The organism is Sphingomonas sp. CFBP 13603 (assembly GCF_014892665.1).
Classification (GTDB): Bacteria; Pseudomonadota; Alphaproteobacteria; order Sphingomonadales; family Sphingomonadaceae; genus Sphingomonas.
Window position 1 is genome coordinate 1 of sequence record NZ_JADBIA010000003.1, and the last position, 23760, is coordinate 23760.

21 protein-coding genes are annotated in these 23760 nt (G+C 66.7%); 16 read left to right on the forward strand and 5 right to left on the reverse strand.

Features of this window, described 5'->3' with window-relative positions; translation table 11 throughout:
• Nucleotides 1-450: hypothetical protein (locus tag IFR23_RS05475; protein ID WP_192975043.1), on the reverse strand; the 450-nt coding region annotated here is incomplete at its 3' end.
• 618 nt (nt 451-1068) lie between these two features.
• Entirely contained in the window at nt 1069-1734 is a 666-nt protein-coding gene (locus tag IFR23_RS05480) for an outer membrane protein (RefSeq protein WP_107963864.1), read from the reverse strand.
• A 308-nt stretch (nt 1735-2042) separates the two neighbouring features.
• Here IFR23_RS05480 and IFR23_RS05485 point away from each other — a divergent pair, with 308 nt between their 5' ends.
• Nucleotides 2043-2252: a hypothetical protein gene (locus IFR23_RS05485; RefSeq protein ID WP_192975044.1), complete on the forward strand. Its 210-nt coding sequence runs from the start codon at nt 2043-2045 to the stop codon at nt 2250-2252.
• Nucleotides 2253-2288: 36 nt separating this feature from the next.
• On the opposite strand, the gene IFR23_RS05490 is transcribed toward IFR23_RS05485, so the two are convergent.
• Nucleotides 2289-2633 (reverse strand): DNA primase, encoded by a 345-nt coding sequence (locus IFR23_RS05490; RefSeq protein WP_192975045.1) that lies wholly within the window; start codon nt 2631-2633, stop codon nt 2289-2291.
• A gap of 79 nt (nt 2634-2712) precedes the next feature.
• A complete protein-coding gene (locus IFR23_RS05495; RefSeq protein ID WP_192975046.1) occupies nt 2713-3972 on the reverse strand; it encodes a multidrug effflux MFS transporter in 1260 nt (419 codons plus the stop codon).
• Between the two features lie 128 nt (nt 3973-4100).
• Between IFR23_RS05495 and IFR23_RS05500 the strand changes: the two genes are divergently transcribed.
• The 4 genes from IFR23_RS05500 to IFR23_RS05515 all read left to right on the forward strand — a co-directional run bounded on the left by IFR23_RS05500 (nt 4101) and on the right by IFR23_RS05515 (nt 10395).
• Nucleotides 4101-4598 carry a hypothetical protein gene (locus tag IFR23_RS05500; RefSeq protein ID WP_192975047.1) on the forward strand — a complete coding sequence of 166 codons (498 nt, stop codon included), beginning with the start codon at nt 4101-4103 and terminating at the stop codon, nt 4596-4598.
• A gap of 118 nt (nt 4599-4716) precedes the next feature.
• Complete coding sequence (locus IFR23_RS05505; RefSeq protein WP_056055084.1) at nt 4717-5673, forward strand: isopenicillin N synthase family dioxygenase; 957 nt, start codon at nt 4717-4719, stop codon at nt 5671-5673.
• A 311-nt stretch (nt 5674-5984) separates the two neighbouring features.
• Nucleotides 5985-8759, forward strand: coding sequence for a DNA polymerase I (polA, locus tag IFR23_RS05510; protein WP_192975048.1), 2775 nt, complete (start codon nt 5985-5987; stop codon nt 8757-8759).
• A 118-nt stretch (nt 8760-8877) separates the two neighbouring features.
• Nucleotides 8878-10395 carry a lipopolysaccharide biosynthesis protein gene (locus tag IFR23_RS05515; RefSeq protein ID WP_107963782.1) on the forward strand — a complete coding sequence of 506 codons (1518 nt, stop codon included), beginning with the start codon at nt 8878-8880 and terminating at the stop codon, nt 10393-10395.
• A gap of 5 nt (nt 10396-10400) precedes the next feature.
• Here IFR23_RS05515 and IFR23_RS05520 read toward each other — a convergent pair whose 3' ends face one another.
• Nucleotides 10401-11429 carry a polyprenyl synthetase family protein gene (locus tag IFR23_RS05520; protein WP_192975049.1) on the reverse strand — a complete coding sequence of 343 codons (1029 nt, stop codon included), beginning with the start codon at nt 11427-11429 and terminating at the stop codon, nt 10401-10403.
• A gap of 139 nt (nt 11430-11568) precedes the next feature.
• Here IFR23_RS05520 and IFR23_RS05525 point away from each other — a divergent pair, with 139 nt between their 5' ends.
• From IFR23_RS05525 to IFR23_RS05575, 11 genes are all read left to right on the forward strand, one after another.
• Complete coding sequence (locus tag IFR23_RS05525; protein WP_107963784.1) at nt 11569-11856, forward strand: chorismate mutase; 288 nt, start codon at nt 11569-11571, stop codon at nt 11854-11856.
• A gap of 99 nt (nt 11857-11955) precedes the next feature.
• On the forward strand, nt 11956-12663 hold the full coding sequence (locus tag IFR23_RS05530; RefSeq protein ID WP_192975050.1) for an AcvB/VirJ family lysyl-phosphatidylglycerol hydrolase: 708 nt from the start codon (nt 11956-11958) through the stop codon (nt 12661-12663).
• Between the two features lie 10 nt (nt 12664-12673).
• Nucleotides 12674-13078, forward strand: a complete 405-nt coding sequence (locus IFR23_RS05535; protein WP_192975051.1) for a DUF2147 domain-containing protein — start codon at nt 12674-12676, stop codon at nt 13076-13078.
• 4 nt (nt 13079-13082) lie between these two features.
• Nucleotides 13083-15629, forward strand: coding sequence for a bifunctional lysylphosphatidylglycerol flippase/synthetase MprF (gene mprF, locus IFR23_RS05540; RefSeq protein ID WP_244655479.1), 2547 nt, complete (start codon nt 13083-13085; stop codon nt 15627-15629).
• Between the two features lie 19 nt (nt 15630-15648).
• A complete protein-coding gene (locus IFR23_RS05545) occupies nt 15649-16308 on the forward strand; it encodes a thymidylate kinase (protein WP_192975052.1) in 660 nt (219 codons plus the stop codon).
• A gap of 212 nt (nt 16309-16520) precedes the next feature.
• Nucleotides 16521-18965, forward strand: a complete 2445-nt coding sequence (locus IFR23_RS05550; RefSeq protein WP_192975370.1) for a TonB-dependent receptor — start codon at nt 16521-16523, stop codon at nt 18963-18965.
• 13 nt (nt 18966-18978) lie between these two features.
• Nucleotides 18979-19776 (forward strand): TOBE domain-containing protein, encoded by a 798-nt coding sequence (locus IFR23_RS05555; protein WP_192975053.1) that lies wholly within the window; start codon nt 18979-18981, stop codon nt 19774-19776.
• A gap of 234 nt (nt 19777-20010) precedes the next feature.
• Nucleotides 20011-20463, forward strand: coding sequence for a MarR family winged helix-turn-helix transcriptional regulator (locus IFR23_RS05560; protein ID WP_192975054.1), 453 nt, complete (start codon nt 20011-20013; stop codon nt 20461-20463).
• Nucleotides 20460-22514, forward strand: coding sequence for an FUSC family protein (locus IFR23_RS05565; protein WP_192975055.1), 2055 nt, complete (start codon nt 20460-20462; stop codon nt 22512-22514). The genes IFR23_RS05560 and IFR23_RS05565 overlap by 4 nt, the downstream gene beginning before the upstream one ends.
• Nucleotides 22511-22717: a DUF1656 domain-containing protein gene (locus tag IFR23_RS05570; protein ID WP_192975056.1), complete on the forward strand. Its 207-nt coding sequence runs from the start codon at nt 22511-22513 to the stop codon at nt 22715-22717. The genes IFR23_RS05565 and IFR23_RS05570 overlap by 4 nt, the downstream gene beginning before the upstream one ends.
• Nucleotides 22714-23613, forward strand: coding sequence for an efflux RND transporter periplasmic adaptor subunit (locus IFR23_RS05575; RefSeq protein WP_192975057.1), 900 nt, complete (start codon nt 22714-22716; stop codon nt 23611-23613). Before IFR23_RS05570 ends, IFR23_RS05575 begins: the two co-directional genes overlap by 4 nt.
• Nucleotides 23614-23760 lie beyond the last annotated feature (147 nt).

Genomic DNA, 23760 nt, shown 5'->3' on the forward strand with positions numbered 1-23760 from the left:
CGACGCCGCGCTGGCGACGCCCGCTGCGGTGGCAAGCGCGCCCGTGGCGGTGGTGGCGGCACCGGCATTGGTCGCGGCGCCCGCCGCGGCGGTCGCGGCGGCCGACGCCTCCGCCTTGGCCTTGGCAGCATCAGCGCCCCAACCCCAGCCACCCGGCACGCGCAGATGTCCGGCAGGCCAGGCGATGCCGAACCCGGTCGGCCATTCGATCTTGAATCCGGGCGGCACCAGCGCCGCCCAGTCGATCTGGCGGATCACTGGCATCATCAGCCCGAGCAGCACGCCGTAGAACACCAGGCGGAGTTGCAGCAGGACTCCCGGCTTTGCGCCACGCCCGGACCCTCCGCGCCCACGCGTGGCGCCAGCGCGATTGCCGCCGAGCAACCGCATGAAATCAAACACATACTCCATCATCGCCCGCGCGTACGCGCGCGCGCGCGCGGAAGTCACCGTACCGCCACCCGAACTTGCGGCGAGCGGAGTCGGAAACGAGGCGAACGCATCGTGAACATCGCTGATCCCATGCGCGCGTGGCAAAGTGGATTCACACGACCGATCGGATTTCGATGTCGGCTGGTTTCGGAGGGGGAGGCTAGATACGTGACGGCATGTATCGCCAAGGTGACGACGCACCGCGCGAAGGCTCCGACCAGGCCGTGATAACTGAAGGGCAGAACGACCGGACCTGCCCTTTATCGCCCCCGCATCGTCGATCTCATCGCCGAACCAGCGCCGACGAACCCGCACCGGGAGGCATCTCGGTCAGCGTCGGCGGGGCAAAGACGGCGAATACGCTGTCCTACACGGGCGAGCCGTGCCCAGATCGACGCATGGCATCGCTCCCATACAAACTCCCGAACACCCTGTCCGCCATCGCCGCCGTGCCATGGAGCAGGGCCGCGCGCGGGCGATTTGAGGCAGTGCGAGGAATCGTGCGAGCGTCTACACTTCCTATACTTCACTCGCCAACCCACTGGAAACGCTGGACACACGAAGGGCGGGAAATGGCCCTAGCCACTCCCCGCCCCCGTTACGCGTCCAGCTTATGCCTCTTGCGAGGCGCAAGGCTTAGAAGTGCGTGATGATGCCGAGCATCGGACGGAAGCTCTGTGCCGCACCGAAGGTGTTGACCTCTGCGCGGATGCGGAAGCCTGCGTTGCCGGTGATGCCCTTCAGGCCAATGCTCTGCGGACCGACTTCTGCGCCGATGCCGTAGGTCACTGCGTGATAGTCACGACCGGTGTCGGCGACGACGTTCGAACGACCCGAGAAATGGTCGAAGTTGACCCACTGGTAGCCGACCTTGCCGTAGATCAGGCCGCTGTCGCCAGCGCGGAAGCCGAAGCGGCCTGCTGCGCCGTATTCCCAATCGATGTTGCCATCGATGCCCTTGATCACGTTGCCTTCTGCGCCGACGAAGACCGGGCCGAGCGGCACGTTCACGCCGATGACGCCCTGGACCAGCGAGCCCGATGGCTTGTAGCTGCGACGGGTCGAACCGTCAGCGTTGATCGCCTGCGGGATGCCGTGACCTGCCTCGTTGTCGAACTGCTCCCAGCCGCCCATCACGCCGAAATACGGCTCGATGCCGAATGCCTTCGAGCCGTCGGGCGCTGCTGCTTCGCCGGGCTGTGCGCTGTTGTCGGTGGGGGCTGGTGCCGACATGTCCTGCGCGAAGGCGGGAACTGCGACCGTTGCGGCGGCGAGGGCGATTGCCAGGGAAAGCTTACGCATGAGTTTGACCTTATATCGTGTGTTGCGTGGATCCCCGACTGCACGGTGCGTCGGTTCGGTCCAGGCAAGTCGAAACCGGCCGGCGGTCACATGGTTGCACAAAAAACGTCACATTCAGGGAACCGCCAGGGAACTGTTCGCCTGTGTTGCGTTACAGCAACGGTTCCTGTCAGTTACATGAACGAACTGTGGCGCAAACGGCATGGTATAGGCAGAAATACAGCGGAAAAGCGGCAGAAAGCAGCGGCCTGCGCTGTTAACGCTCTGCGTTTACCAGCTGGTGACAATCCGTGTGCAACGCAGCATCCATGGGATTTTCACGCCTGTTCCGCAGCCGTTGGGCGGCCTTGTTCTGGTCGGCGGGAATCTTGTGGACGGCCTATGACGTGGCCAGCGATGCGCCGGAACCGGCGGCAACCAACGCTGCGTCGGGGAATGTCGTCGAGGGAAATACCGACGCGACCGGCGCTACATACAACGCAGGCGATCTCGCGGCCCTGGCCAACGCCACGGGCTGAAGGCGACGCGCCCGGTACAGGCGCGTCGCGGATCGTTCAGGGCTTCAGCGCAACGTCGTCGGCGTCCTTCAGGTCTTCGTCGTCGTCGATCGTGTCGTCGTCGAGTTCGTCCTGGACGTCGTCCTCGTCCATGTCGGCTTCGTCCATCGTCACCGACGAGTCCGTCTCGCCGACCTCTTCGGAGTCCATCTTGGTCTCGTCGATCGACTCGTCGTCGGTGTCGTCTTCGCCCAGATCGGGTTCGAGGTCGGTCAGGATGATGCCGTCGCTCGGCCCGTTGCGCGTGGCCTCGAGGATCTCGGCGCGCTGGCTCTCGTCATAGCCCTCTTCGTCGTAGCCGTCGTCGCCCGATCCGGCACTCGGCGCCTGATGTCCGCCCATGGTCACACTCCCTCGTTCCAGGACGCCCGCACGTTGCGGGCCTACCAGATGCGAACGGTGGACGTGCGCGGTGGTTCCTTCAAGCGCGGACCGGTGCCGTCGACGCCGGCCGGAACAGGCGACCGCGTTCGGTCACGAGAATGGCGACCAGCGCCGCCAACCCCGCGAGCAGGAACCCGCCGACCAGCGGCACGGTGGTGCCATTGAAGGCCTGCCCGATCAGCGCACCGAACACCGCGCCGACGGTGACGCTCAGGAACCCCTGCACGCTCGATGCAGTCCCGGCGATCCGCCCCATATTCTCCATCGCCATCGCCGAAAAATTGGAGGTAGCGAGGCCAAAACAGCCAAGTGTCAGTGCCTGGAAGACCGCGAAACTCACCAAGGTCTCGAACCCGATCTCGATCGCGAACAGGTGGACCAGCGACACCAGGATCAGCACCGACAGCGCGCCATGGCTGATCAACCGCGTCCCCAGCCGCATCACGATCCGCGAGTTGAGCAAATTGCACGCCGCCATCGTCACCGACGTCGTCGCGAAGATCAGCGCGAGCAACGTCGGCTTGTGGAACACGTCCGCCATGATCTGCTGGATCGAATTGAGATAGCCGTACAGCGCCCCCATCAACGCCGTCGAGGCGAGCGTGTAGCCGAGCGAATTGCGATCGCTCAGCGTCTGCCGCCAATCGCTGAAGATACGCCCCGGCGTGATCGGCAGGACGTTCTCGGGTGCCAGCGTCTCGGGCATCCGCAGATAGAACCAGACCAGCACGCCCAGCGTCAGCACCGCCACAGTCCAGAAGATTGCCCGCCAGTCGCCGAACTGCAGCACCGTCCAGCCGAACGTCGGCGCCAATATCGGGACGATCATGAACACCATGAACGCGATCGACATCACCCGCGCCATCGCCCGCCCGTGATAGCAATCGCGAACCAAAGCGATCGTCGCCACTCGCGCCGCGGCGATCACTGCGCCACCGAATGCACGCGCGGCCAACAGCAGCGTGAAGCTCCCCGCGGTCGCGCAGGCGACGTTGGCGATGATGTACAGGACGAGCGACCAGAGCAGCACCGTCCGCCGCCCGAACCGATCCGCGAGCGGCCCGTGGACGAGTTGCGCCACACCGAACCCGATCACGAACGCGGTGACGACGAACTGCCGCCCGTTCTCGGTCGCGACGCCGAGCGAGTCGCCGATCGCCGGCAGCGCGGGCAGCATCGAGTCGATACCGAGCGCGGTCAGCGACATCAACGAGGCGACGAGCGCGACGAACTCGACGAAACCGATCGGCGCGCCGCGCATCGCTGGCGCGTCGGATTGTGGATCCTGGGTCTGCATGATGCGTGCGCCTTTACCCGCTCGGCCGGTCTTGCGGAACCCGCTAACCGGCGCAGTTCCGAGATGATTGCGCGATGCGCCGCCGCCCCCTATCCGTATTGTCAGAACAACACACTTCGGAGACAGCCATGATCCGTCCGCTCTTTACCGCTGCTGTAGGCCTTACCAGCGTGCTCGCCCTGTCCGCCTGCGATCGCTCGAACGAGGGCGCATCGGTCTCGATCAACGCCGATGGCGGCAACGTCCTCGGCGCGATCAACGGCGAGACCGGCGAGATGAAGATCGACGTGCCGGGCTTCCAGGGCTCGGTGAAGCTGCCGAAGATCAAGATCGACACGAGCAATTTCGATCTCAACGGCGTGCGGCTGTATCCGGGATCGTCGATCAAGACACTCAACATCGTCGGCGACGACAAGGCAGGCGGGTTGCGCGTCGCTTTCGCCAGCCCCGCAACACCTGCTGCAGTCCGCGACTGGTTCGCACAGCGGCTTGGCAAGGTCGGCTACCAGGTCCATCCCGAGGGCGCCAACCTGATCGGCACCACCGACGAAAACAAACCCTTCCGCCTCGAACTCGCGCCCGACGGCAAGGACAAGGCGACCGGCACGATCGTCATCAGCGGCTAGTCTACGATCGTCCCCCGCCAAGGGGAGGATTGAAATCTCGCCCTACCCTAACCCAGGCATTTGGCACGCCACCCCCGATCGCCTATATCGGGCATCCCCCAAACCGGACACGCACCCCATGCTCGATACGCCCGCCGCCCAGGTCCCGACGCTCAGCCTCGCCACGCAGGACACCGACCCCGATGGCTTTGCCGCCGCGTTCGGCGAATCGTTCGAGCGGTACGGCTTTGCGATCGTCGCCGACCACGGCATCCCCGCCGACCTGATCGAGCGCGCCTGGGCCGAGACCAAGCTCCTGTTCGACCTCCCCGAAGACGAGAAGCGCGGCTATCACATCCCCGGCGGCGGCGGCGCGCGCGGCTACACGCCGTTCAAGACCGAGATCGCCAAGGACGCCAAGGTCGTCGACCTCAAGGAATTCTGGCACGTCGGTCGCGAGCTCCCCGAGGGTCATCGCTATGCGGACACGATGGCACCGAACGTCTGGCCGACGCGTCCCGAAGGGTTCAAGCCGGTCTTCCTCGAACTCTTCGCCGCATTCGACCGCGCCGGCGACAAGCTGCTGTCCGCGATCGCGCGCCACCTGAAGCTCAAGCCCGACTGGTTCGATCCCGCGGTGAAGGACGGCAACAGCATCCTTCGTTTGCTCCATTACCCGCCGATCCCCGCCGATGCGGAAGGCGTCCGCGCCGGCGCGCATGAGGATATCAACCTCATCACGCTGCTGCTCGGCGCCGAGGAAGCCGGCCTCGAACTGCTCGACCGCGCGAACGGCCGCTGGCTGTCGATCAAGCCGCCCGAGGGCGCGATGGTCGTCAACGTCGGCGACATGCTCCAGCGGCTGACCAACAACGTGCTCCCCTCGACCACGCACCGCGTCGTCAACCCGCCCCCCGAGCGTCGCGGCCACTCACGCTATTCGATGCCGTTCTTCCTGCACCCCGCGCCCGACTTCCTGATCGAGACGCTGCCGGGCACGATCACGCCGGACAACGCGAACCGCTATCCAAACCCGATCACCGCGCACGACTATCTGTACGAGCGACTGGTCGAGATCGGGCTGATCAAGAAGTAGAGGCAGCAGGTTTCCCCGCGAAGGCGGGGATCCAGACTGGGCTCCCGCCTTCGCGGGAGAACAAAGAAGCGTTGGCACTGACCACTGCACCACCCCGGCGAAGGCCGGGGCCCAGTTGGAAAGGTGGTCGTAACGACGCGCACCGCTCTGTTATCGCCGTCTCCCAACTGGGCCCCGGCCTCCGCCGGGGTGGCGCATCTCTCGGGAAGGCTAAAGCGCGCAAACACCCCACCGCTTTTCTCCCCACCTGATACCCAACAACCACGCTTCGCCCATTGGTGCGCGCCGCCGCATCCGCTAGACCGCGCGCGATGCCCCATCTCTATCTCGTCGACGGCTCCGGCTATATCTTCCGCGCCTATCACCGGCTGCCGCCGCTCACCAACAAGCATGGCGAGCCCGTCGGCGCGGTGTATGGCTACACGACGATGCTGTGGAAGCTCGCCGACGAGGTCCACGCGGCCGACGGCCCCACCCACATGGCGGTCATTCTCGACAAGTCGTCGAAGACCTTCCGCAACGATCTCTACGACAAGTACAAGGCGCAGCGTCCGCCGCCGCCCGAGGATCTCGTCCCGCAGTTCCCGATGATCCGCGACGCCACGCGCGCATTCAGCCTGCCGTGCATCGAGACCGAGGGACTCGAAGCCGACGACATCATCGCGTGCTATTCGAAGGCCGCGCTCGCCCAAGGCTGGGAAGTAACGATCGTGTCGTCCGACAAGGACCTGATGCAGCTGATCGAGCCCGGGCTCGACATGTACGACACGATGAACAACCGGCGGCTTGGCGCGGAGCATGTCGCAGAGAAATTCCACGGCGTCTCGCCCGCGCAGCTCGGCGACGTGCTCGCGCTGATGGGCGACAGCGTCGACAACGTCCCCGGCGTCCCCGGCGTCGGCCCCAAGACCGCGGCAAAACTGATCCTCGAACACGGCGATCTCGAATCCGTGCTAGCCGCCGCCGACGGCATGAAGAAGAGCAAGCTGCGCGACAACCTGATCGAGCATGCCGAGATGGCGCGGCTGTCGAAGGTCCTCGTCACGCTCAAATGCGACGTTGCGCTGCCCGAACCGCTGGAGGATCTCGAACTCAAGGGCATCCCCGACGCCCCACTGCGCGCGTTCCTCGAACATCACGGCTTCAAGTCACTGATCGCCAAGCTGTCCGCGGTCGCCGAAGCCCCCGTCGCGGAACCGGCGAGCACGGCCGAGTTCGACGAGGACGAGCCCTGCAAGCACGACGACTATGAAACCGTCGTCGACGAGGCCGCGCTCGATCGCTGGATCACCGTGGCGAAACACCAGGGCTGGATCGCGATCGACACCGAGACCACCGGCATCGACGCGACGCGCGCGGACCTGGTCGGGGTCAGCATGGCGCTGCATCCGAACCTCGCCTGCTACGTACCTATCGCGCATGGCGGGACGGATTTGCTCGCGGAAAACCCGGTCCAGCTCGATCGCGCGCTCGTGCTAGAGAAACTGAAGCCGTTGCTGGAGGACCCGAGCGTCCTGAAGATCGGCCACAACCTCAAATACGACATGATCGTCCTCGGCCGCGCCTACGCGTCGACGGGCGGCGTGAACATCGCGCCGTTCGACGACACGATCGTGATGAGCTTCGATCTCGACGCCGGGTTGCACGGCCACGGCATGGACGAACTCGCCGCCACGCATCTCTCGCACAGCTGCATCGCGTTCAAGGACGTCGTCGGCACCGGCAAGACGCAGCGGACCTTCAACGAAATCGATCTCAAGGCCGCGACACGATATGCGGCCGAGGACGCCGACGTGACGCTCCGCCTCTGGCGCCGGTTCAAGCGCCGCCTGCCCGCGGAGGGCTCGACCCGCGTCTACGAGATGGTCGACCGCCCGCTCGTCCCCGTCATCGCGCAGATGGAGATGCACGGGATCAAGGTCGACGCCGCGAAACTGTCGAAGCTCTCGACCGAGTTCGCCGGCCAGATGGCGAGCCTGGAGACCGAGATCCACGCGCTCGCTGGCGCGCCCTTCACGATCGGCAGCCCCAAGCAACTGGGCGACGTGCTGTTCGAGAAGATGGGCATCAAGGGCGGCCGCAAAGGCAAGTCCGGCGTCTATTCGACCGACGTCAACGAACTCGAGCGGATCGCGGCGGACAAGGATTCGCCCGGCGCGGTGATCGCGCGGAAGGTGCTCGACTGGCGCCAACTGTCGAAGCTGAAATCGACCTACACCGACGCGCTGCAGGCGCAGATCAACCCGGCGACGGGCCGCGTGCACACGTCCTATTCGCTGACCGGCGCGCAGACCGGCCGGCTGTCGTCGACCGATCCCAACCTCCAGAACATCCCCATCCGCACCGAAATCGGCCGCCAGATCCGCGACGCGTTCGTGGCCGAGCCCGGCAACGTCATCCTCGCCGCCGATTACTCGCAGATCGAGCTGCGGCTGGCCGCGCACATGGCGAACGTCCCGGCGCTGAAGGCCGCGTTCGCCAACGGCGACGACATCCACAGCCTCACCGCGCAGGAACTGTTCGGCGAGGTCAACCGCGACACCCGCGGCCGCGCGAAGACGATCAACTTCGCGATCCTCTACGGCATCTCGCGCTGGGGCCTCGCCGGGCGTCTGGACGTGTCGGCGGACGAAGCGCAAGCGATGATCGACCGCTATTTCGATCGCTTCCCCGGTATCTCCAACTACATCGTCGAAACAACCGAAAGCGTTCGCGCGAGCGGCTTCACGACTACGCTGTTCGGCCGAAAAACGCACTTCCCGCGCATCCGTTCGAAGATCCAGCACGAACGCCAAGGCGCCGAACGCGCCGCGATCAACGCCCCGATCCAGGGGACGAGCGCCGACATCATCAAGCGCGCGATGGTCCGCATGGGGCCGGCGTTGCTCGAAGCGGGCCTGCCCAATGTCCGCATGCTGCTCCAGGTCCACGACGAACTCGTGTTCGAATTGCCGGAAGGTGACGTCGCCGCGGCCAAGCCCGTGATCGAGCAGGTCATGGCGAACGCCGCGCAACCCGCGGTAACGCTCGACGTCCCACTCGGCATCGAGATCGGCACCGGCCTTAGCTGGGGAGCGGCACATTGAACGCGCAGGGCGGCAGCCGGCCACGTCCGGCTGACTCGCACAAGCGCGGCCGGCGGAGCCTTTGCTCCGACCGACGACGCGGCTTTGCCGCGGCGCGATCCACGAATGGCGCAGCAGCGTGACCGAGGCCACGCAGGATATCGACACGCTCGCCAAGGGCGGTCGGACCAACATCGCCGGCTTCGTCCTCCGCCTCGCCGCGCGCATCCCGTTCCTGTTCATCGCCGGCCGCATCTACGGCCCTGACCTCGTCGGCCGGTTCGCCATCGCCGTCGTGGTCGTCGAACTCGCCGCGCTTCTCGCCACGCTCGGCCTCAAGCGCGGCCTCGCTCAGGCACTCAGCAGCGCCGACCGTCCGCACGCCAACGTGGTGTGGGACGCGATGGCGGTCGCGTTCGTCGCATCGCTCATCGCCAGCGCCGTGCTCTGCACGTTCCCGCAGATCATGTATCCGAACAGCGCGATCACCGGGCTCGACCGGTTCCTGCCGCTGATCATCGTCGCGATCGCCTGGTCGGACGTCAGCCTCGCCGCGCTAGCCTACCGCCTCAACGTCAAGGCCGCCGTCACCGCCCGCGCGGTGGTCGAGCCGTGGACGATCTCGATCGCCGCCTGGGCCTTTTCCTATTTCACGATCCGCGACGGCCTCGTGCTGAGCTACGTCGCGTCGATGACAGCAGCGCTGATCGCCAGCCTCGTGCCGTTCCTGCGCAGCTACGGCGTGCCGCGGGGTTGGAAACCCCAACTTCGCCCGCTCTACGCGCTCGCCCGCGCCAATATACCGCTGGCCGGCGCAGACATCCTCGAATGGGGCAGCCGCAACGTCGACCGCTTCATCCTCGGCGTGATGTTCGAGCCCAAGATCGTCGGCATTTATTACATGGCACAGCAGGTCGCGAGCCTGCCGCAGAAACTCAAGACCAGCTTCGACCCGATCCTCGGCCCCGTCATCACCCACAGCCTCGCGATCAACGACCGCGCAGCGATCGCCAACCAGGTCCGACAGGTCGCGTTCTGGATCATGGCCGCGCAAGGCGGCCTCGCGCTGATGGGCTCGATCCCCGGCGAAGCGGTAATGGGCGTGGTCGGTCCGCAGTTCGTCGCCGGCACTGCCGCGCTCGCGTTCCTGCTCACCGCCGAAGTGCTCGCGTCGACCGGCGCAGTCAGCGAATCCGCGCTCGTCTACATCGCGCGCCACCGGAACCTGATGATCTCGGCGGCAATGCTTGCGTTCCAGATCGGGCTCAGTTTCGCGTTGATCTTCACGATCCGCAAGCTCGGCTACCCGGTCAATTACCAGGCGGCAGGTCCAGCGATCGCGCTGATGCTGTCGGTCGGGGTGACGTCGATCATCAAGTCGAAGCTGCTCGGGCACCTGCTCGGCGCCAACGTATCGCCGTGGCGCTGGCCGCTGATCTGGGCCGCGCTCGCCGCGATCGTGGTCGGTGGCGCGTTCACCGCGCTACCCAAGCGTTACGAATGGGTCGAGCTCGCGATCGGTGAACCCGCGATCGCAGCCACCTATCTCTACATCCTGTGGAAATACGCATTCGGCCCCGCCGACCGCGCCCTGTTCGGCAAGTCGACGCCAGTCGGCGAGGCGACGCTGCCGAATGCCGGATCACCGATCCGCTAGCGCGATCAGTATGCGCGGGCGACCGCGAACTCGACGGCTTCGATCATAGCGTCCTTGGCGTCGCCATTGGGGAAGCCGCCGATCGAGTCGATCGCCCGCTGGCCGTAATGACGCGCCCTGGCGAAGGTGTCGTCGATCGCACGGGTCGAGCGGATCAGGCGGATGGCATGCTGGAGATCGGCCTCGCTGTCGCGGCGGCCTTCGACGGCATCCTTCCAGAACGCACGGTCCTCGGCCGAGCCGCGCGCATAGGCGAGGATCACCGGAAGCGTCATCTTGCCCTCGCGGAAGTCGTCACCCGCGTCCTTGCCCATCGTGTCCGCGTCCGAGACGTAGTCGATCGCGTCGTCGACCAGCTGGAACGCGATGCCCAGGTTCCTGCCATAGGCGTCGAGCGCGGCTTCCTCTGCCTCGGAGCGATCGGCGACGACCGCCGAAATCCGGCACGCGGCCGCGAACAGCGCCGCGGTCTTCGCGCCGATGATATCGAGATAGCGCTCCTCGCCGAGATCGACGCGGCGTGCGGCGGTGAGCTGGTTGACCTCGCCCTCGGCGATGACCGCGCTGGTCGAGGACAGGATCTTCAGCGCCTTGAGGCTGCCCGCCTCGACCATCAGTTCGAAGCTGCGGCTGAACAGGAAATCGCCGACCAGCACGCTCGCGGGATTGCCCCAGATGATGTTGGCGGTGCGCTTGCCGCGGCGCAGGTCGGAGCCGTCGACGACGTCGTCGTGAAGCAGCGTCGCGGTATGGATGAACTCGACCGCGGCGGCGAGCAGGTGATGCTGCGTTCCGGTATAGTCGATCAGTTGCGCGCTCGCGAGCGTCAGCATCGGCCGCATCCGCTTGCCCCCGCCCGCGATCAGGTGACCGGCGAGTTCGGGGATCAGCGGGATTTCCGACTCCATCCGGCCGCGGATCACCGCATTGACCTGGTCCATGTCGCCGGAGACGAGTTTGACCATCGGGTCCAGCGACGGCTGGGACTCGGGATTGGAACGTATGGTTTCGAGGCGGTGGACGGTGGCGCTCATCTCACCGAGCCTCTGACGCCTATGCCCCTGCAAAGCAACCCTTGCCGGGCTCTGCCTGGCCCTGCCGAGCCTTGCCGGGCCTTGCGGAGTAGGACGCATCCCCGCAAAAGGCGCCCGAACCAATCTGGAAGGGTGTGCGATGGCTGACGACCTGCTGAACGGATATCGCCAGAGCATCGACAATATCGATGCGGCACTGATCCACATGCTTGCCGAGCGCTTCAAGGTGACGCAGGCGGTCGGCCGGCACAAGGCCACGCACGGGCTTCCGCCCGCCGATCCAGGCCGCGAGGAACGCCAGATCGCGCGACTGCGACAGCTCGCGGCGGATGCGCAGCTCGATCCGGAATTCTCGGAGAAATTCCTGCGCTTCATCATCGACGAAGTGATCCGCCACCACGAGCGGCTGGCGCACGATCACGCCTGATACGGATCGGTCCCGATCGGCGTAAGTGTCACGATCCGTGACGAAAACGTCATTCATTCTCCACCTGTCGATCATCCAGGCAGGTGCAATCGGTTGCCGATGACGCGTGTCCGCCGAGCCCTGATCGTTCTCGCCCTGATCGTCGCTTTGGCGATGGGTGTGATGGGCTGGCTGGGCTATTTCGGGGGGGCGTTGTTCACCGACATACCCGCGCGCAGCACGTCCGACCGAGCGCCGTTTGCGGTCGTGCTGCTGTCGGGCGACATCGGCTTCAACACGGGCATGAGCCCCGACATCGCGGAGCGTCTTGCCGCCGACGGTATTCCCGTGGTCGGCGTCAATACGCTGACCTATCTGCGCAAGACCCGCACGCCCGCGGAGATCACCTCGCTGATCGCACGGGCCGAGCAACGCGCGCTGCGATTGGGGCATACCGACCGCGTCGTGCTGATCGGCGTGTCGTTCGGCGCGGACATGCTTCACGTCGGTCTCGTCGGGTTGCCCGCGAGCCTGCGCGACAAGGTGACGCGAGTCGCGCTGATCGTGCCCGAGAATACCGTACAGTTCCGCGCGTCGCCGGGTGAGATCTTCGATTACTGGACGCCGACCAGCGATGCGCTGCCGACTGCGCGGCGGCTCACTTGGGCACCCGTGCTGTGCATCCACGGCATCGAGGAAGCCGACAGCTTGTGTCCGCTGCTGAAGCAGCCCAATGCCCGGATCATTGCCCTGCCGGGGGGGCACCCGCTTCACCGCGACGCCGATGCGCTTTACGCTACGGTCTCGCGGTTCGTATTCGCGCATTAAGGATCGACCGATGATTCCTGCACTGATGGCGCTCGCGATGGCCGCGGGCAGCCCCGCTCCTGCCGCACCCCCTGCCCCCGCCTCGGCGGTGGAAGGGATTTGGCACAATCCGAAGAACAGCGTGGCGGTGAAGACCGGTGCCTGTGGCGACAAGCTGTGCGGATGGGTGGTCCGTGCGACTGATGAAGCGCAGGCCGACGCGCGCGACGGTGGCACGCCCAAGCTGATCGGCACCGCCTTGTTGCGCGAATACCGCCCGAGCGGCCGCAACACATGGTCCGGCACGATCTTCGTGCCCGACATGGGTCGCACGTTCGGCTCCACGCTGAAGCTGGTCGATGCGAACACGATTTCGGTGAAGGGGTGCCTGATCGGCGGGTTCTTCTGCAAGTCCCAGATCTGGCACCGCGGTTGACCCGATGACGACGGCTCCATGGGTCATCCGGACGCGCGACTGGATCGCGCACCGGCGGGGCATGCTGATCGCGCCGGCGGTGCTGGTCGTGGCGGTGCTCGGCTTCGCGGCGATCCACAAGCTGACCGCGGAGATCCGGCTGTCCGAAGTGCGCGCCGCGTTCTCGGCACTCGGCTGGCCGCAGCTGTCGGTGTCGATCGGGCTGACCGTCATCAGTTACATCGCGCTGACCTTCTACGATACGATCGCGTTGCAGGTGATCGGCCATCCGTTGCGCTGGCGGACGGCGGCGGTGGCGTCGTTCACCAGCTACACGATCAGCCACAATCTCGGCCTAGCGATGCTCACCGGCGGCTCGGCACGCTACCGCGTCTATAGTCGCGCAGGGCTCGACGAGGCCGCCGTCGCCCGCGTCGTGCTGATCGCGGGGGTGACGTTCTGGGCGGGGGTGATCACCGTCGCATGCCTGTCGATGGCGATCCATCCGGGGATGCTGCCGATCGTCAAGTGGACGATGCCGCCGCTGCTGGAGCGCAGCATCGGCATCGCGATCCCGCTGGCGATGCTGGGCATCGTGCTGCGCCATCGCCAAGGCGGATCGATCGGGCTGCTCGGCTGGCGGCTGCCGTTGCCGAACTGGCGACAGGCGCTGGCGCTCGTGCTGGTCTCGACGGTCGACCTCGCGGCGGCGAGCGCGGCGCTGTTCGTGCTGCTGCCGAACGCCTCACCCGAGCTCTATCCGGTGCTGTTCCTCGGCTATGCGGTCGCTATCGTCGTCGCGCTGATCAGCCATGTGCCGGGCGGGCTCGGCGTGTTCGAGGCGGTGATCATCGCGACGATGCCGCAGGACAATGCGACGATCCTCGCAGCCCTGCTCGCCTATCGCATCATCTATTACGTCGCGCCGCTGATCCTGGCCGCGGTGCTGATGGCGTTCCACGAGGGCAAGCAGTGGCGCGGGCGCGGGACCGATCCGCTGGCGATCGCGCTCCCGCTCGCACCGCTGCTGCTCGGCGTGCTGGTGTTCATGAGCGGTGCGATGCTGCTCGTCTCGGGTGCCCTGCCCGCCGCGCCCGGCCGCATGGATACGCTGGCGACGATCCTGCCGCTGCCGTTCAGCGAGATGGCGCATGTCGCGGCAAGCCTTGTCGGCGTCATGCTGCTGCTGGTCGCGCTCGGGCTGTACCGGCGGCTCGACGGCGCGTTCTGGGCGGCGCGGACCTTGCTGGTCGCGGGTGCGCTGCTGTCGATCGCCAAGGGCCTGGATTACGAGGAGGCGACGATCCTGCTGCTGACCGCCGCCGCGCTACAATGGACGCGCGCGGCGTTCTACCGGCGGACGCGGCTGACTGCGGAGCCGCTGTCGCCCGAGTGGCTGGTCGGGGTCGGCGCCGCGATCGGCCTGTCCGTGCTGATCGGCTTCTTCGCCTATCGCCATGTCGGCTATTCGAGCGACCTGTGGTGGCGGTTCGAGACCGATGCCAACGCCTCGCGCTTTCTGCGCACCAGCCTCGCGGTCGGGCTGCTGCTGATCGGTGCGGCGATCTGGCGGTTGTTCGCCGCGGCGCCGGTGCCGATGGTCCACGACATGCTGCCCGACGACGTCGCGACCGCCGCGCTCGCGCATGCCGACCGCACCGACGCGATGCTCGCCTTCACCGGCGACAAGCGCTTCCTCGTCTCGGACAGCGGCGACGCGTTCCTGATGTACCAGGTCAAGGGCGCGAGCTGGATCGTGATCGGCGACCCGGTCGGGCCGAGCGAGGCATGGTCCGAACTGTTATGGGCGATCCGCGCCCGCGCCGATGCCGCCCAGGGCCGGCTGCTGCTGTACCAGATCGGCCTGCGCATCGTCCCGATCGCGATCGAGATGGGGCTGAAGCTGGTCAAATACGGCGAAGAGGCGACGGTCGAGCTCGACGGCTTCACGCTGGAGACGCCCGAGATGCGCAGCGTCCGGAAGGCCAGCCGCGTCGCCGAACGTGCCGGTGCGCAGTTCGCCGTCGTGCCGGCCGCCGAGATGCCCGCGATCATTCCCGAATTACAGACGATCTCCGACTGGTGGCTGGCCGACAAGGATCATGCCGAAAAGAGTTTCAGCGTCGGCAAGTTCGAGCCCGACTATCTGGCGAAGTTCGACTGCGCGGTGGTGCGGATCGAGGGGCGCATCGTTGCCTTCGCCAACATCTGGGCGACGCGGAACAAGCAGGAACTGTCGATCGACCTCATGCGCCACGCCGAGGACATGCCGCAGGGCGGGATGGATTTCCTGTTCACGCGACTGATGCTGTGGGGTCACGAGCATGGCTATCGGCATTTCTCGCTCGGCATGGCACCGCTGTCGGGAATCGAGGCGCGGCGGCTGTCCCCGACCTGGTCGAAGGTGGCGGCCTTCCTGTTCCGCCACGGCGAGCGCTTCTACGGGTTCGCGGGCCTGCGCGCGTACAAGGAGAAGTTCCGGCCGAACTGGACACCGCGCTACATTGCCTCGCCGGGGGGGACGTCGCTGCTGCGCGGGCTGATCGATTTGCAGGCTTTGGTGAGTCGGTAAGGCTTGCTAGGGCGACAAGATGAGTTTTCTCCTGGCAATCGAAGGCGCCGACGGCGCGGGCAAGGCCACCGCCTCGGCATTGGTGGTCGAGCAGTTGCGCGTCGCCGGCCGCACCGCGGACGTCGTGTCGTTCCCGCGCTATACCGAGACGGTCGGCGGCTGGGCGCTGGGCGCGATGCTCGCGGGGACACTGCCGCGTGGCACGTCGCCCAGGGCGGCGGCGGTGCTGTATGCGCTCGACCGGATGGAGTCGCGGGAGCATCTGCTGGCGACGATGGCGGCGAACGATGTGGTGGTGTTCGACCGCTATATCGCCTCGAACATGGCGTATCAGGCGGCGCAGGTTCCGGCTGACAAAGCGGACGCGATGATGGCGTGGATCGCAGATTTGGAGACAGGGTCGTTCGCGCTGCCGAAGCCTGACCTGTCGGTGTATCTCGACACGCCGGCCGACATCGCGCGCGGACTGATCATGAAGAAGCGCAAGCGCTCCTACACCGACGACGCGTTCGATGCGTACGAGGCGGATACCGGACTGCAGGACCGGGTGCGGACGAATTACACAGCGATGGCCGAGGCCGGGTTGCTGGGCCGCTGGGCGACGGTGTCGACGGTCGCTGATGGTACGTCGCGGCTGCCCGTCGAAATCGCTGCGGAGATCGTCGCCCTCCTTTCCTAACGCCGCTGCCCTCCACCCCGGCGAAGGCCGGGGCCCAATTGGAAAGGTCGCAGTAACGGCATCCGACGCCCGCCAAGCGTCGTCCCCCAATTGGGGCCCCGCCTTCGCCGGGGTGGTATGCGGTTGCGCGCGCGTGCGCGTCCGCAAATCCCTCTATCTGTTTCGAAACTTCTCGTTATGTAGCTCGTCTATATAACGAAGGGGTGACGACAATGCGGGGACATGATTTCGCGCGGCTGACTGCCGTGCTGCTGGCAACGACGTGCCTGCCGATGATGGCAGACGCACAGACCAGCGCCGCCAATCCGGAACAGACCCGCACCGAGGGCACCACGGCCCAACCGAGCGACGATCCCGACACCTCGATCGAGGTGATCGTCACCGCCCGTCGTCGTGCAGAAGACGCGCAGAAGATCCCCGGCTCGCTGTCCGTCGTCGGTGGCGCGCTGCTCGACCGCTCCTACACCGTGAACACGCAGCAACTGGCGCAGCTCGTCCCTGCGCTGAACTACAGCTCGGCCAATCCCCGCAACACCGCGTTCACGATCCGCGGGCTCGGCAGCAGCGTCGTCGCGGTCAGCCAGGCCAATGACGGGCTCGAACCCGGCGTCGGTTATTATGTCGACCAGGTCTATCACGCGCGCCCCGCCACCGCCGCGTTCGACTTCAGCGACATCGAGCAGGTCGAAGTCTTGCGCGGGCCGCAGGGTACGCTGTTCGGTAAGAACTCGACCGCCGGCGCGATCAACATCACGACCCGAGCGCCGACCTTCACGACGCAGGGCGAGGCCGAGATCAGCTATGCGAGCTACAACTTCCTCCAGGTGAAGGGCGCAGTCTCCGGCCCGATCATCGGCGATACGCTCGCCGGCCGCGTCTCGGTAGTCAGCACGCGCCGCGATGGCGTGATCGACAACGTCGTCACCGGCCGCGACCAGAACACCATCGGAAACCAGGCGATCCGCGGCCAATTGCTGTTCCGCCCTTCGGAAGTATTCCAGGTGAAGGCCAGTGCCGACTTCACCAACTTCCAGAGCAACTGCTGCACGCAAGTCTATTACAACGTCGCCACCCGCCCGACGAGCGGCGCCAGCGGCGCGGTGTTCCGCACGGCCACCCGCCAGTTCGGCGGCCCGACCGGCCTCGCCGCACAGTTCAACTACGCACCGCCCAGCACCAATCCGTACGACCGCAAGACCGACATCGACGCAGCGCTCGGCGTCGATACCAACGAGGGCGGCGTCGGCGTGATCGCCGACTGGAACCTGGGCGGCGCGACGCTCACCTCGGTCAGCGCGTGGCGGTTCTGGAACTGGGACGCGGCGAACGACCGCGACTACACCAGCATCCCGATCCAGATCGAACAGCACATCCCCTCGCGCCAGGACCAGTACAGCCAGGAACTCCGCCTAGCTTCGAACGGCGACCACAAATTGAGCTACGTCGGCGGGCTCTATTTCTTCCGCCAGCGCGTGATCGGCCGCCCGATCTCGATCTACGGCCCCGCCGCCGCACGCTATCTGATCGGCACGACGACGGGCACGCCGGCGGTAGCCGTGCCAAGCAACCTGCTCGACGGCTACGGCACCGACGGCCGCACCGATTTCCGCTCGGACAGCTATGCCGCGTTCGGCGAAGTGAACTGGAAGCCGGTCGATCGCCTCACCCTGACCGGAGGCCTGCGCTACACCTATGAAGAGAAGGAGGGGACGTACGACACCTTCACCTTCGGCGGTTTGCAGACGACCAACGCCGCACTGAACGCGGCCAAGCTGTCGATCCTGCGCGGCCAGAACTACGCCGCCAGCGACAAGGACGGCGCGCTCACCGGCCGCGCCAACATCGCGTATCAGGCGACCGATAACGTCCTAGCCTATGCCAGCTACGCGCGTGGCGAGAAGTCGGGCGGGATCAACATGTCCGGCCTCCCGCTCAACGACCAGAACCAGCCCGCGATCGGCACCGCAGTCGTCCGCCCCGAGAAGAACACCGCGTACGAGATCGGTCTCAAGACGCAGCTGTTCGACAACCGCCTGATCTTCAACGTCGACGGCTATTACACGCGCGTCACCGATTTCCAGGCGAACGTCACCGACACCCGCGCCGCCGCCGCTTTGCGCACCTACCTCGCCAACATCCCGAAGGTCACCGTCCGCGGCTTCGAGGCGGACGCGACCGCACTCGTCACGCGCAACCTGTCGCTGCGCGGCAGCGTCGCCTACGCCGACGGCAAGTTCAATTCCTACCCGGCGGCCCCCTGCCCGATCGAGCGGATCTTCAACACCGCAGCGTTCTGCGATCTCAGCGGCCAGCGCCTGTCGAGCCTCCCGCGGTGGTCGTACACGCTCGGCGCGGACTACAACCAGCCGATCGCCGACATCGGCAGCGGCTTCGTCCACGTCGACTCGAACACCCGCACGCGGCAGTTCGGCGATCCCTCGGGTTCGGCGTTTACGGTGATCGAAGGCTACACGATCGTCAACGGCAGCATCGGCTTCCGCTCGAAGGACGGCTGGGAACTCGCCGTCTTCTCGCGCAACCTGCTGAACAAGGACTACATCCAGAACGTGACGATCCAGGCGGGCAATTCGGGCCTAATCCTCGCCACGCCAAGCGACCCGCGCACGATCGGACTTACCTTCCGCATCCGCCAGTGAGTATGAGGCGAGGATGACCGACCCCGCCCTCCACGCCACGATCCTGCTCGCCAAGGACCAGACTGGCCGCGTCGGCGCCGATCGGATCGCGCTGCTCCGCGCGATCCGCGACGGTGGCTCGATCACCAGCGCCGCCAAGGTCGTCGGGCTCAGCTACAAGGCGGCGTGGGACGCGGTGCAGGTGATGAACAATCTGTTCGACCGCCCGCTCGTGCTCCCCGCGGCGGGCGGCAAGGACGGTGGCGCGAGCCCGATTACCGAGGCGGGCGTCGCGGTGCTCGACGGTTATGCGGTCGCCGAGGCCGAACTCGCCAGCGCGATGGCGCGGATCGAGGCGAGCGTGTCGAACGGGCTGTCGTTGAAGCCTTTGCTATGGGGAATCGGGATGAAGACGAGCGCACGCAACGTGCTGCGCGGCACCGTGTCACGGGTGACGCCGGGGACGATCGATGCCGAGGTGACGCTGGCGGTGGCGGATGGCGTCGAGATCGTCGCGACGATCACGCGCGGCAGTGCCGAGGATCTGGGACTGGTGCCGGGCGCGACCGCGCTCGCGCTGATCAAGTCGAGCTTCGTGATCCTCGCACGCGGTGACGAGACCCTGCGGACGTCGGCCCGCAACACGCTGGCGGGGACCGTTATCGCGCGCGAGGACGGCGCGATTTCGAGCAAAGTGACGCTGGAACTGACGCTCGGCAAGACGCTGACCGCGACGTTGACCAAGGAGAGTGCGGAAGCGCTCGACCTGCAGGTGGGGACACGCGCGCTGGCGCTGATCAAGGCGAGCCATGTGATCCTGGCGGTGGAGTAGGCGCCACCACGCACCCCGTCATCCTGACGAAAGTCAGGATCCAGGGTAACGAAGCGTTGCCCTGTTTTGCTCTGGATCCTGACTTTCGTCAGGATGACGGACGGTTTTTCTAGCGCGTCTGCTACATCACGGCTTCGGGCGGGCTGCGTCCCGAGGCTGGCGCCAATCCTAACATTTCCGTCACAAACCGATTCCGCATTGCAGCATAAGTAAACGTCATTACTTAGCACGCTAATGACTTCCCCCCGCCGTGCCCTCGAATCCTCCTACGCCCGCACCCTCCTGCCGCTCGCCAGGATGTGGCGGCGGGCGGCGGATCGCGCGCTCAGCGACATGAACGTGTCGGCGTCGATCGGGTGGGCGCTGGTGCAGGTCGGGCGGCTGGGCGACGACGTCCGCCAGACCGATCTCGCGAGCGAACTCGACGTCACGCAAGCGTCGCTGGTCCGCTCGATCGACCAGATGACCGCCGCCGGGCTCGTCGAGCGCCAGCGCGATCCGCAGGACGCGCGCGTCAGCCGCATCCGCCTGACCGAACACGGCCGCGCGCTCGTCACGACGATCGAGACCAAATTCGCGAGCCTGCGCGCGGCGATGCTCGACGACGTGTCCGACGAGGACCTCGCCACCGCGCTGCGCGTCGCCGAACGGCTCGGCGCGCGGTTCGCGGCGGATCACGCACGATGATCCTCGCGAAATTCGGCGCGAAGGAAGCGCTCTTCTCGGTCAAATGCCTGATCGCGGCATTGCTCGCTTATTATATCGCGCTGCGGATCGGTCTGACGCGGCCTTATTGGGCGGTGACGACGTCGTACATCGTTGCCCAGCCACTGGCGGGCGCGGTGCTGTCGAAAGCGGTTTTCCGGGTCGCGGGCACGGTGCTCGGCGCGATCGCTGCGGTCGTGCTGGTGCCGAACCTCGTCAACGCGCCCGAACTGCTGTCGCTGGGTCTCGCGCTCTGGCTCGGCGTGTGCCTGTACATCTCGTTGCTGGACAGGACGCCGCGCGCGTACGTGTTCCTGCTGGCCGGCTATACCGCGAGCATCATCGGCTTCCCGTCGGTGGCGGCACCGGGCGCGATCTTCACGACCGCGGCGTTGCGCGTGCAGGAGATCACGATCGGGATCCTCTGCGGCAGCCTGATCCACGGCTTCGTCTTCCCGCAGACGGTGACCGCGGCGCTGCTCGGGCGGATCGACGCGATCCTGGCGGACGCCGAACGCTGGTCGCGCGATTCGCTCGCCGGTGCCTCCGATGCCAAGCTCGATCGTGACCGGCGGCGTCTCGCGCTCGACATCAACGAACTGCATCAGCTTTCCATCCATTTGCCGTTCGACACCGCGCGGCTTCTTCCCCGCGTACGGACGCTGCGTGCGCTCCAGGCGGAACTGTCGATGCTGTTGCCGCTGGCGAGCGCGGTCGACGACCGGATCGTCGAGCTGACCCGCGGCGCCGATGCCCCCCGCCCCGAGGCGCTGGCGCTGATCGAGGACGTCCGCGAATGGCTCCGCGATCCGCCCGCGGTCGAGCGACGGGGCGCGACCGCGGATGCGCTGATCGCCCGCGCAAAGGCACTTGAGCCGCCGGTCGGCACCACGCTCATCTGGCGCGACGCGCTGCGCCTGAGCCTGCTCGCACGCCTCGGCGAACTGGTCGACGCGCACCGCAATGCACGCGACCTGCGCGATCAGATGCGCTCGCCGTCGCGAACCGCGATCACCCCGGCGGTCGCCCGGCTGCTGGCCCGGACGGCACGCCGACCGCTCCACCGTGATCGCGGCATCGCGCTGCGGGCGGCGGCGGGTACCGTCACGACGATCCTGCTCGGGTGCGCGTTCTGGATCGGCACCGGCTGGAGCGACGGCGCGAGCGCGGTGCTGATCGCGGGCGTGTGCTGCGCGCTGTTCGGTAACAGCGACGATCCCGCGCCGGCGATCATGGCGTTCTTCTATGGCACGATCATCGGCCTCGTCGTCTCCGCCGTGTACGCCTTCACGATCCTGCCGCGCGTGACCGATTTCGTGACGCTGGCCGCGGTACTCGCGCCGCCGATGCTGATCGGAGGCGTGTTCCTCGCGCGCCCGTCGACCTTGCTGGTGACGCTCGGCGCACTGCTCGGCGGGCTCAACACGGTCGGGCTCAACGACCGCTATGGCGGCGGGTTCGACACGTTCCTCAACGGCGGCATCTCGCAGCTGGTCGGCACGTTGTTCGCGGTCGTCACCGTCGGCCTGTTCCAGACGATCGGCGCGGACACCAGCGCGCGGCGGCTGATCCGCGCGGGCTGGCGCGAGCTGGCAAACCGCAGCGATTCGCCCGGTCGGCCCGACGCGGCGGGCTGGATCGCGCGGATGCTCGACCGGATCGGCCTGCTCGCGCCCAGACTCGCAGCGCAAGGCGAGGATCCGGGCAAGCCGCTGCTCGACGCGTTGACCGATCTGCGCGTCGGCGTCTCGGTCGGCGAACTGCGACAGATGCGGCTGGACGGCACGGCCGACGAGGCGATGATGATCACGCCCGTGCTGCGCGGCATCGGCGCGCATTACCGCGCGCTGCGTCCCAATCAGCCTGCACCGCCCGAACCCGACCTGCTTGCCGGTATCGATGCGGCGATGACCGGGTTCGCCACGAGCACGCCCGATCGGCACCGCACCGGCGTGCTCGCGCTGACCTCGCTGCGCCGCAACCTGTTCCCGCAAGCGCCAGCCTATGGGTACGTGTCCGGAGTGGCGGCATGACCGGCGAAATCTCGATCGGCGGCGTATACCTGCCGAGCATCCTGCTGCTCGCGGTTGCCGCCGTGCTCCTCACCGGCATCGCCACGCGGCTGCTCGCGTTCTCCGGTGCCTACCGCCTGGTGACGTATCGGCCGCTCGTCGACCTCGCACTGTTCTTCCTCATCCTCGGGCTGCTCGCCCTGCTCACCGGACCTTCCGCATGAACCCCCGCCTCAAGTCCCTGCTCGCCCCGCTTGGCCGCTCCGCCGTCACGATCGTCATCGTCGCGCTCGCGGTGCTGGTCGCGCTGTGGCTGTGGAAGCGGTACGAGACCGATCCGTGGACGCGCGACGGGCATATCCGCGCCGACATCGTCCGCGTGACACCCGACGTCGCGGGCCTCGTCACGCAGGTCGCGGTCCACGACAACCAGGCGGTGAAGCCGGGCGACGTGCTGTTCGTGGTCGATCGCCCGCGCTTCCAGCTGACGCTGGCGCAGTCCGATGCGTCGATCGCGAGCGCACGCGCGACACTCTTGCAGGCACGCCGCGAGGCGCAGCGCGATCTGGCGCTCGGCGATCTGGTCGCGAAGGAGACGCACGAGCAGAACGTCGCGCGCGTCGCCACCGCGTCCGCCGCACTCGCCCAGGCGCAGAGCGCACGCTCCACCGCGGCGCTAAACCTCGCGCGGACGACGGTACGCGCGACGGTCCACGGCATCGTCACCAACCTCGATCTCCACCCCGGCGACTATATCGCGACCGGAACGCAAGCGATGGCGCTCGTCGATACCGATTCGCTCCGCGTCGAGGGCTATTTCGAGGAAACCAAGCTCGGCAGCATTCATCTCGGCGACCCGGTGATCGTCCACCTGATGGGCGAGCCACAAGCGCTGCACGGCCGCGTCGACAGCATCGCGGCGGGGATCAACGACAGCGAGCGGACCAACACGACGAATTTGCTGCCGAACGTGAATCCGACCTTCAACTGGGTGCGGCTGGCGCAGCGTATCCCGGTGCGAGTGAAGCTGACACAAGTGCCGAAGGGAACGCAGCTGATCGTGGGCCGCACCGCGACGGTAACGGTCCAGCCCCGCGTTGCACCGGGGACGACGTCGTGATGCGCGAACCTGGCATGCGCGATTGCGCCCTGACCCCTAACAGGTTTGTCACGCGCCTCCCCCAGACCAATGCACCACCCCGGCGGAGGCCGGGGCCCAGGTGGCAAGGCCGTCGTGACGAAGCGCAGCTGTTTGTTGGCAACGATG

What these genes read in the sequence shown, in the direction of transcription:
- IFR23_RS05480 (WP_107963864.1), bottom strand. Translation starts at nt 1,734, where the DNA reads ATGCGTAAGCTTTCCCTGGCAATCGCCCTCGCCGCCGCAACGGTCGCA.
- IFR23_RS05500 (WP_192975047.1), top strand. Translation starts at nt 4,101, where the DNA reads ATGATCCGTCCGCTCTTTACCGCTGCTGTAGGCCTTACCAGCGTGCTC.
- IFR23_RS05525 (WP_107963784.1), top strand. Translation starts at nt 11,569, where the DNA reads ATGGCTGACGACCTGCTGAACGGATATCGCCAGAGCATCGACAATATC.
- IFR23_RS05490 (WP_192975045.1), bottom strand. Translation starts at nt 2,633, where the DNA reads ATGGGCGGACATCAGGCGCCGAGTGCCGGATCGGGCGACGACGGCTAC.
- IFR23_RS05550 (WP_192975370.1), top strand. Translation starts at nt 16,521, where the DNA reads ATGCGGGGACATGATTTCGCGCGGCTGACTGCCGTGCTGCTGGCAACG.
- IFR23_RS05565 (WP_192975055.1), top strand. Translation starts at nt 20,460, where the DNA reads ATGATCCTCGCGAAATTCGGCGCGAAGGAAGCGCTCTTCTCGGTCAAA.
- IFR23_RS05545 (WP_192975052.1), top strand. Translation starts at nt 15,649, where the DNA reads ATGAGTTTTCTCCTGGCAATCGAAGGCGCCGACGGCGCGGGCAAGGCC.
- IFR23_RS05520 (WP_192975049.1), bottom strand. Translation starts at nt 11,429, where the DNA reads ATGAGCGCCACCGTCCACCGCCTCGAAACCATACGTTCCAATCCCGAG.
- IFR23_RS05555 (WP_192975053.1), top strand. Translation starts at nt 18,979, where the DNA reads ATGACCGACCCCGCCCTCCACGCCACGATCCTGCTCGCCAAGGACCAG.
- IFR23_RS05575 (WP_192975057.1), top strand. Translation starts at nt 22,714, where the DNA reads ATGAACCCCCGCCTCAAGTCCCTGCTCGCCCCGCTTGGCCGCTCCGCC.
- IFR23_RS05560 (WP_192975054.1), top strand. Translation starts at nt 20,011, where the DNA reads ATGACTTCCCCCCGCCGTGCCCTCGAATCCTCCTACGCCCGCACCCTC.
- IFR23_RS05485 (WP_192975044.1), top strand. Translation starts at nt 2,043, where the DNA reads ATGGGATTTTCACGCCTGTTCCGCAGCCGTTGGGCGGCCTTGTTCTGG.
- IFR23_RS05505 (WP_056055084.1), top strand. Translation starts at nt 4,717, where the DNA reads ATGCTCGATACGCCCGCCGCCCAGGTCCCGACGCTCAGCCTCGCCACG.
- mprF (WP_244655479.1), top strand. Translation starts at nt 13,083, where the DNA reads ATGACGACGGCTCCATGGGTCATCCGGACGCGCGACTGGATCGCGCAC.
- IFR23_RS05570 (WP_192975056.1), top strand. Translation starts at nt 22,511, where the DNA reads ATGACCGGCGAAATCTCGATCGGCGGCGTATACCTGCCGAGCATCCTG.
- polA (WP_192975048.1), top strand. Translation starts at nt 5,985, where the DNA reads ATGCCCCATCTCTATCTCGTCGACGGCTCCGGCTATATCTTCCGCGCC.
- IFR23_RS05495 (WP_192975046.1), bottom strand. Translation starts at nt 3,972, where the DNA reads ATGCAGACCCAGGATCCACAATCCGACGCGCCAGCGATGCGCGGCGCG.
- IFR23_RS05535 (WP_192975051.1), top strand. Translation starts at nt 12,674, where the DNA reads ATGATTCCTGCACTGATGGCGCTCGCGATGGCCGCGGGCAGCCCCGCT.
- IFR23_RS05530 (WP_192975050.1), top strand. Translation starts at nt 11,956, where the DNA reads ATGACGCGTGTCCGCCGAGCCCTGATCGTTCTCGCCCTGATCGTCGCT.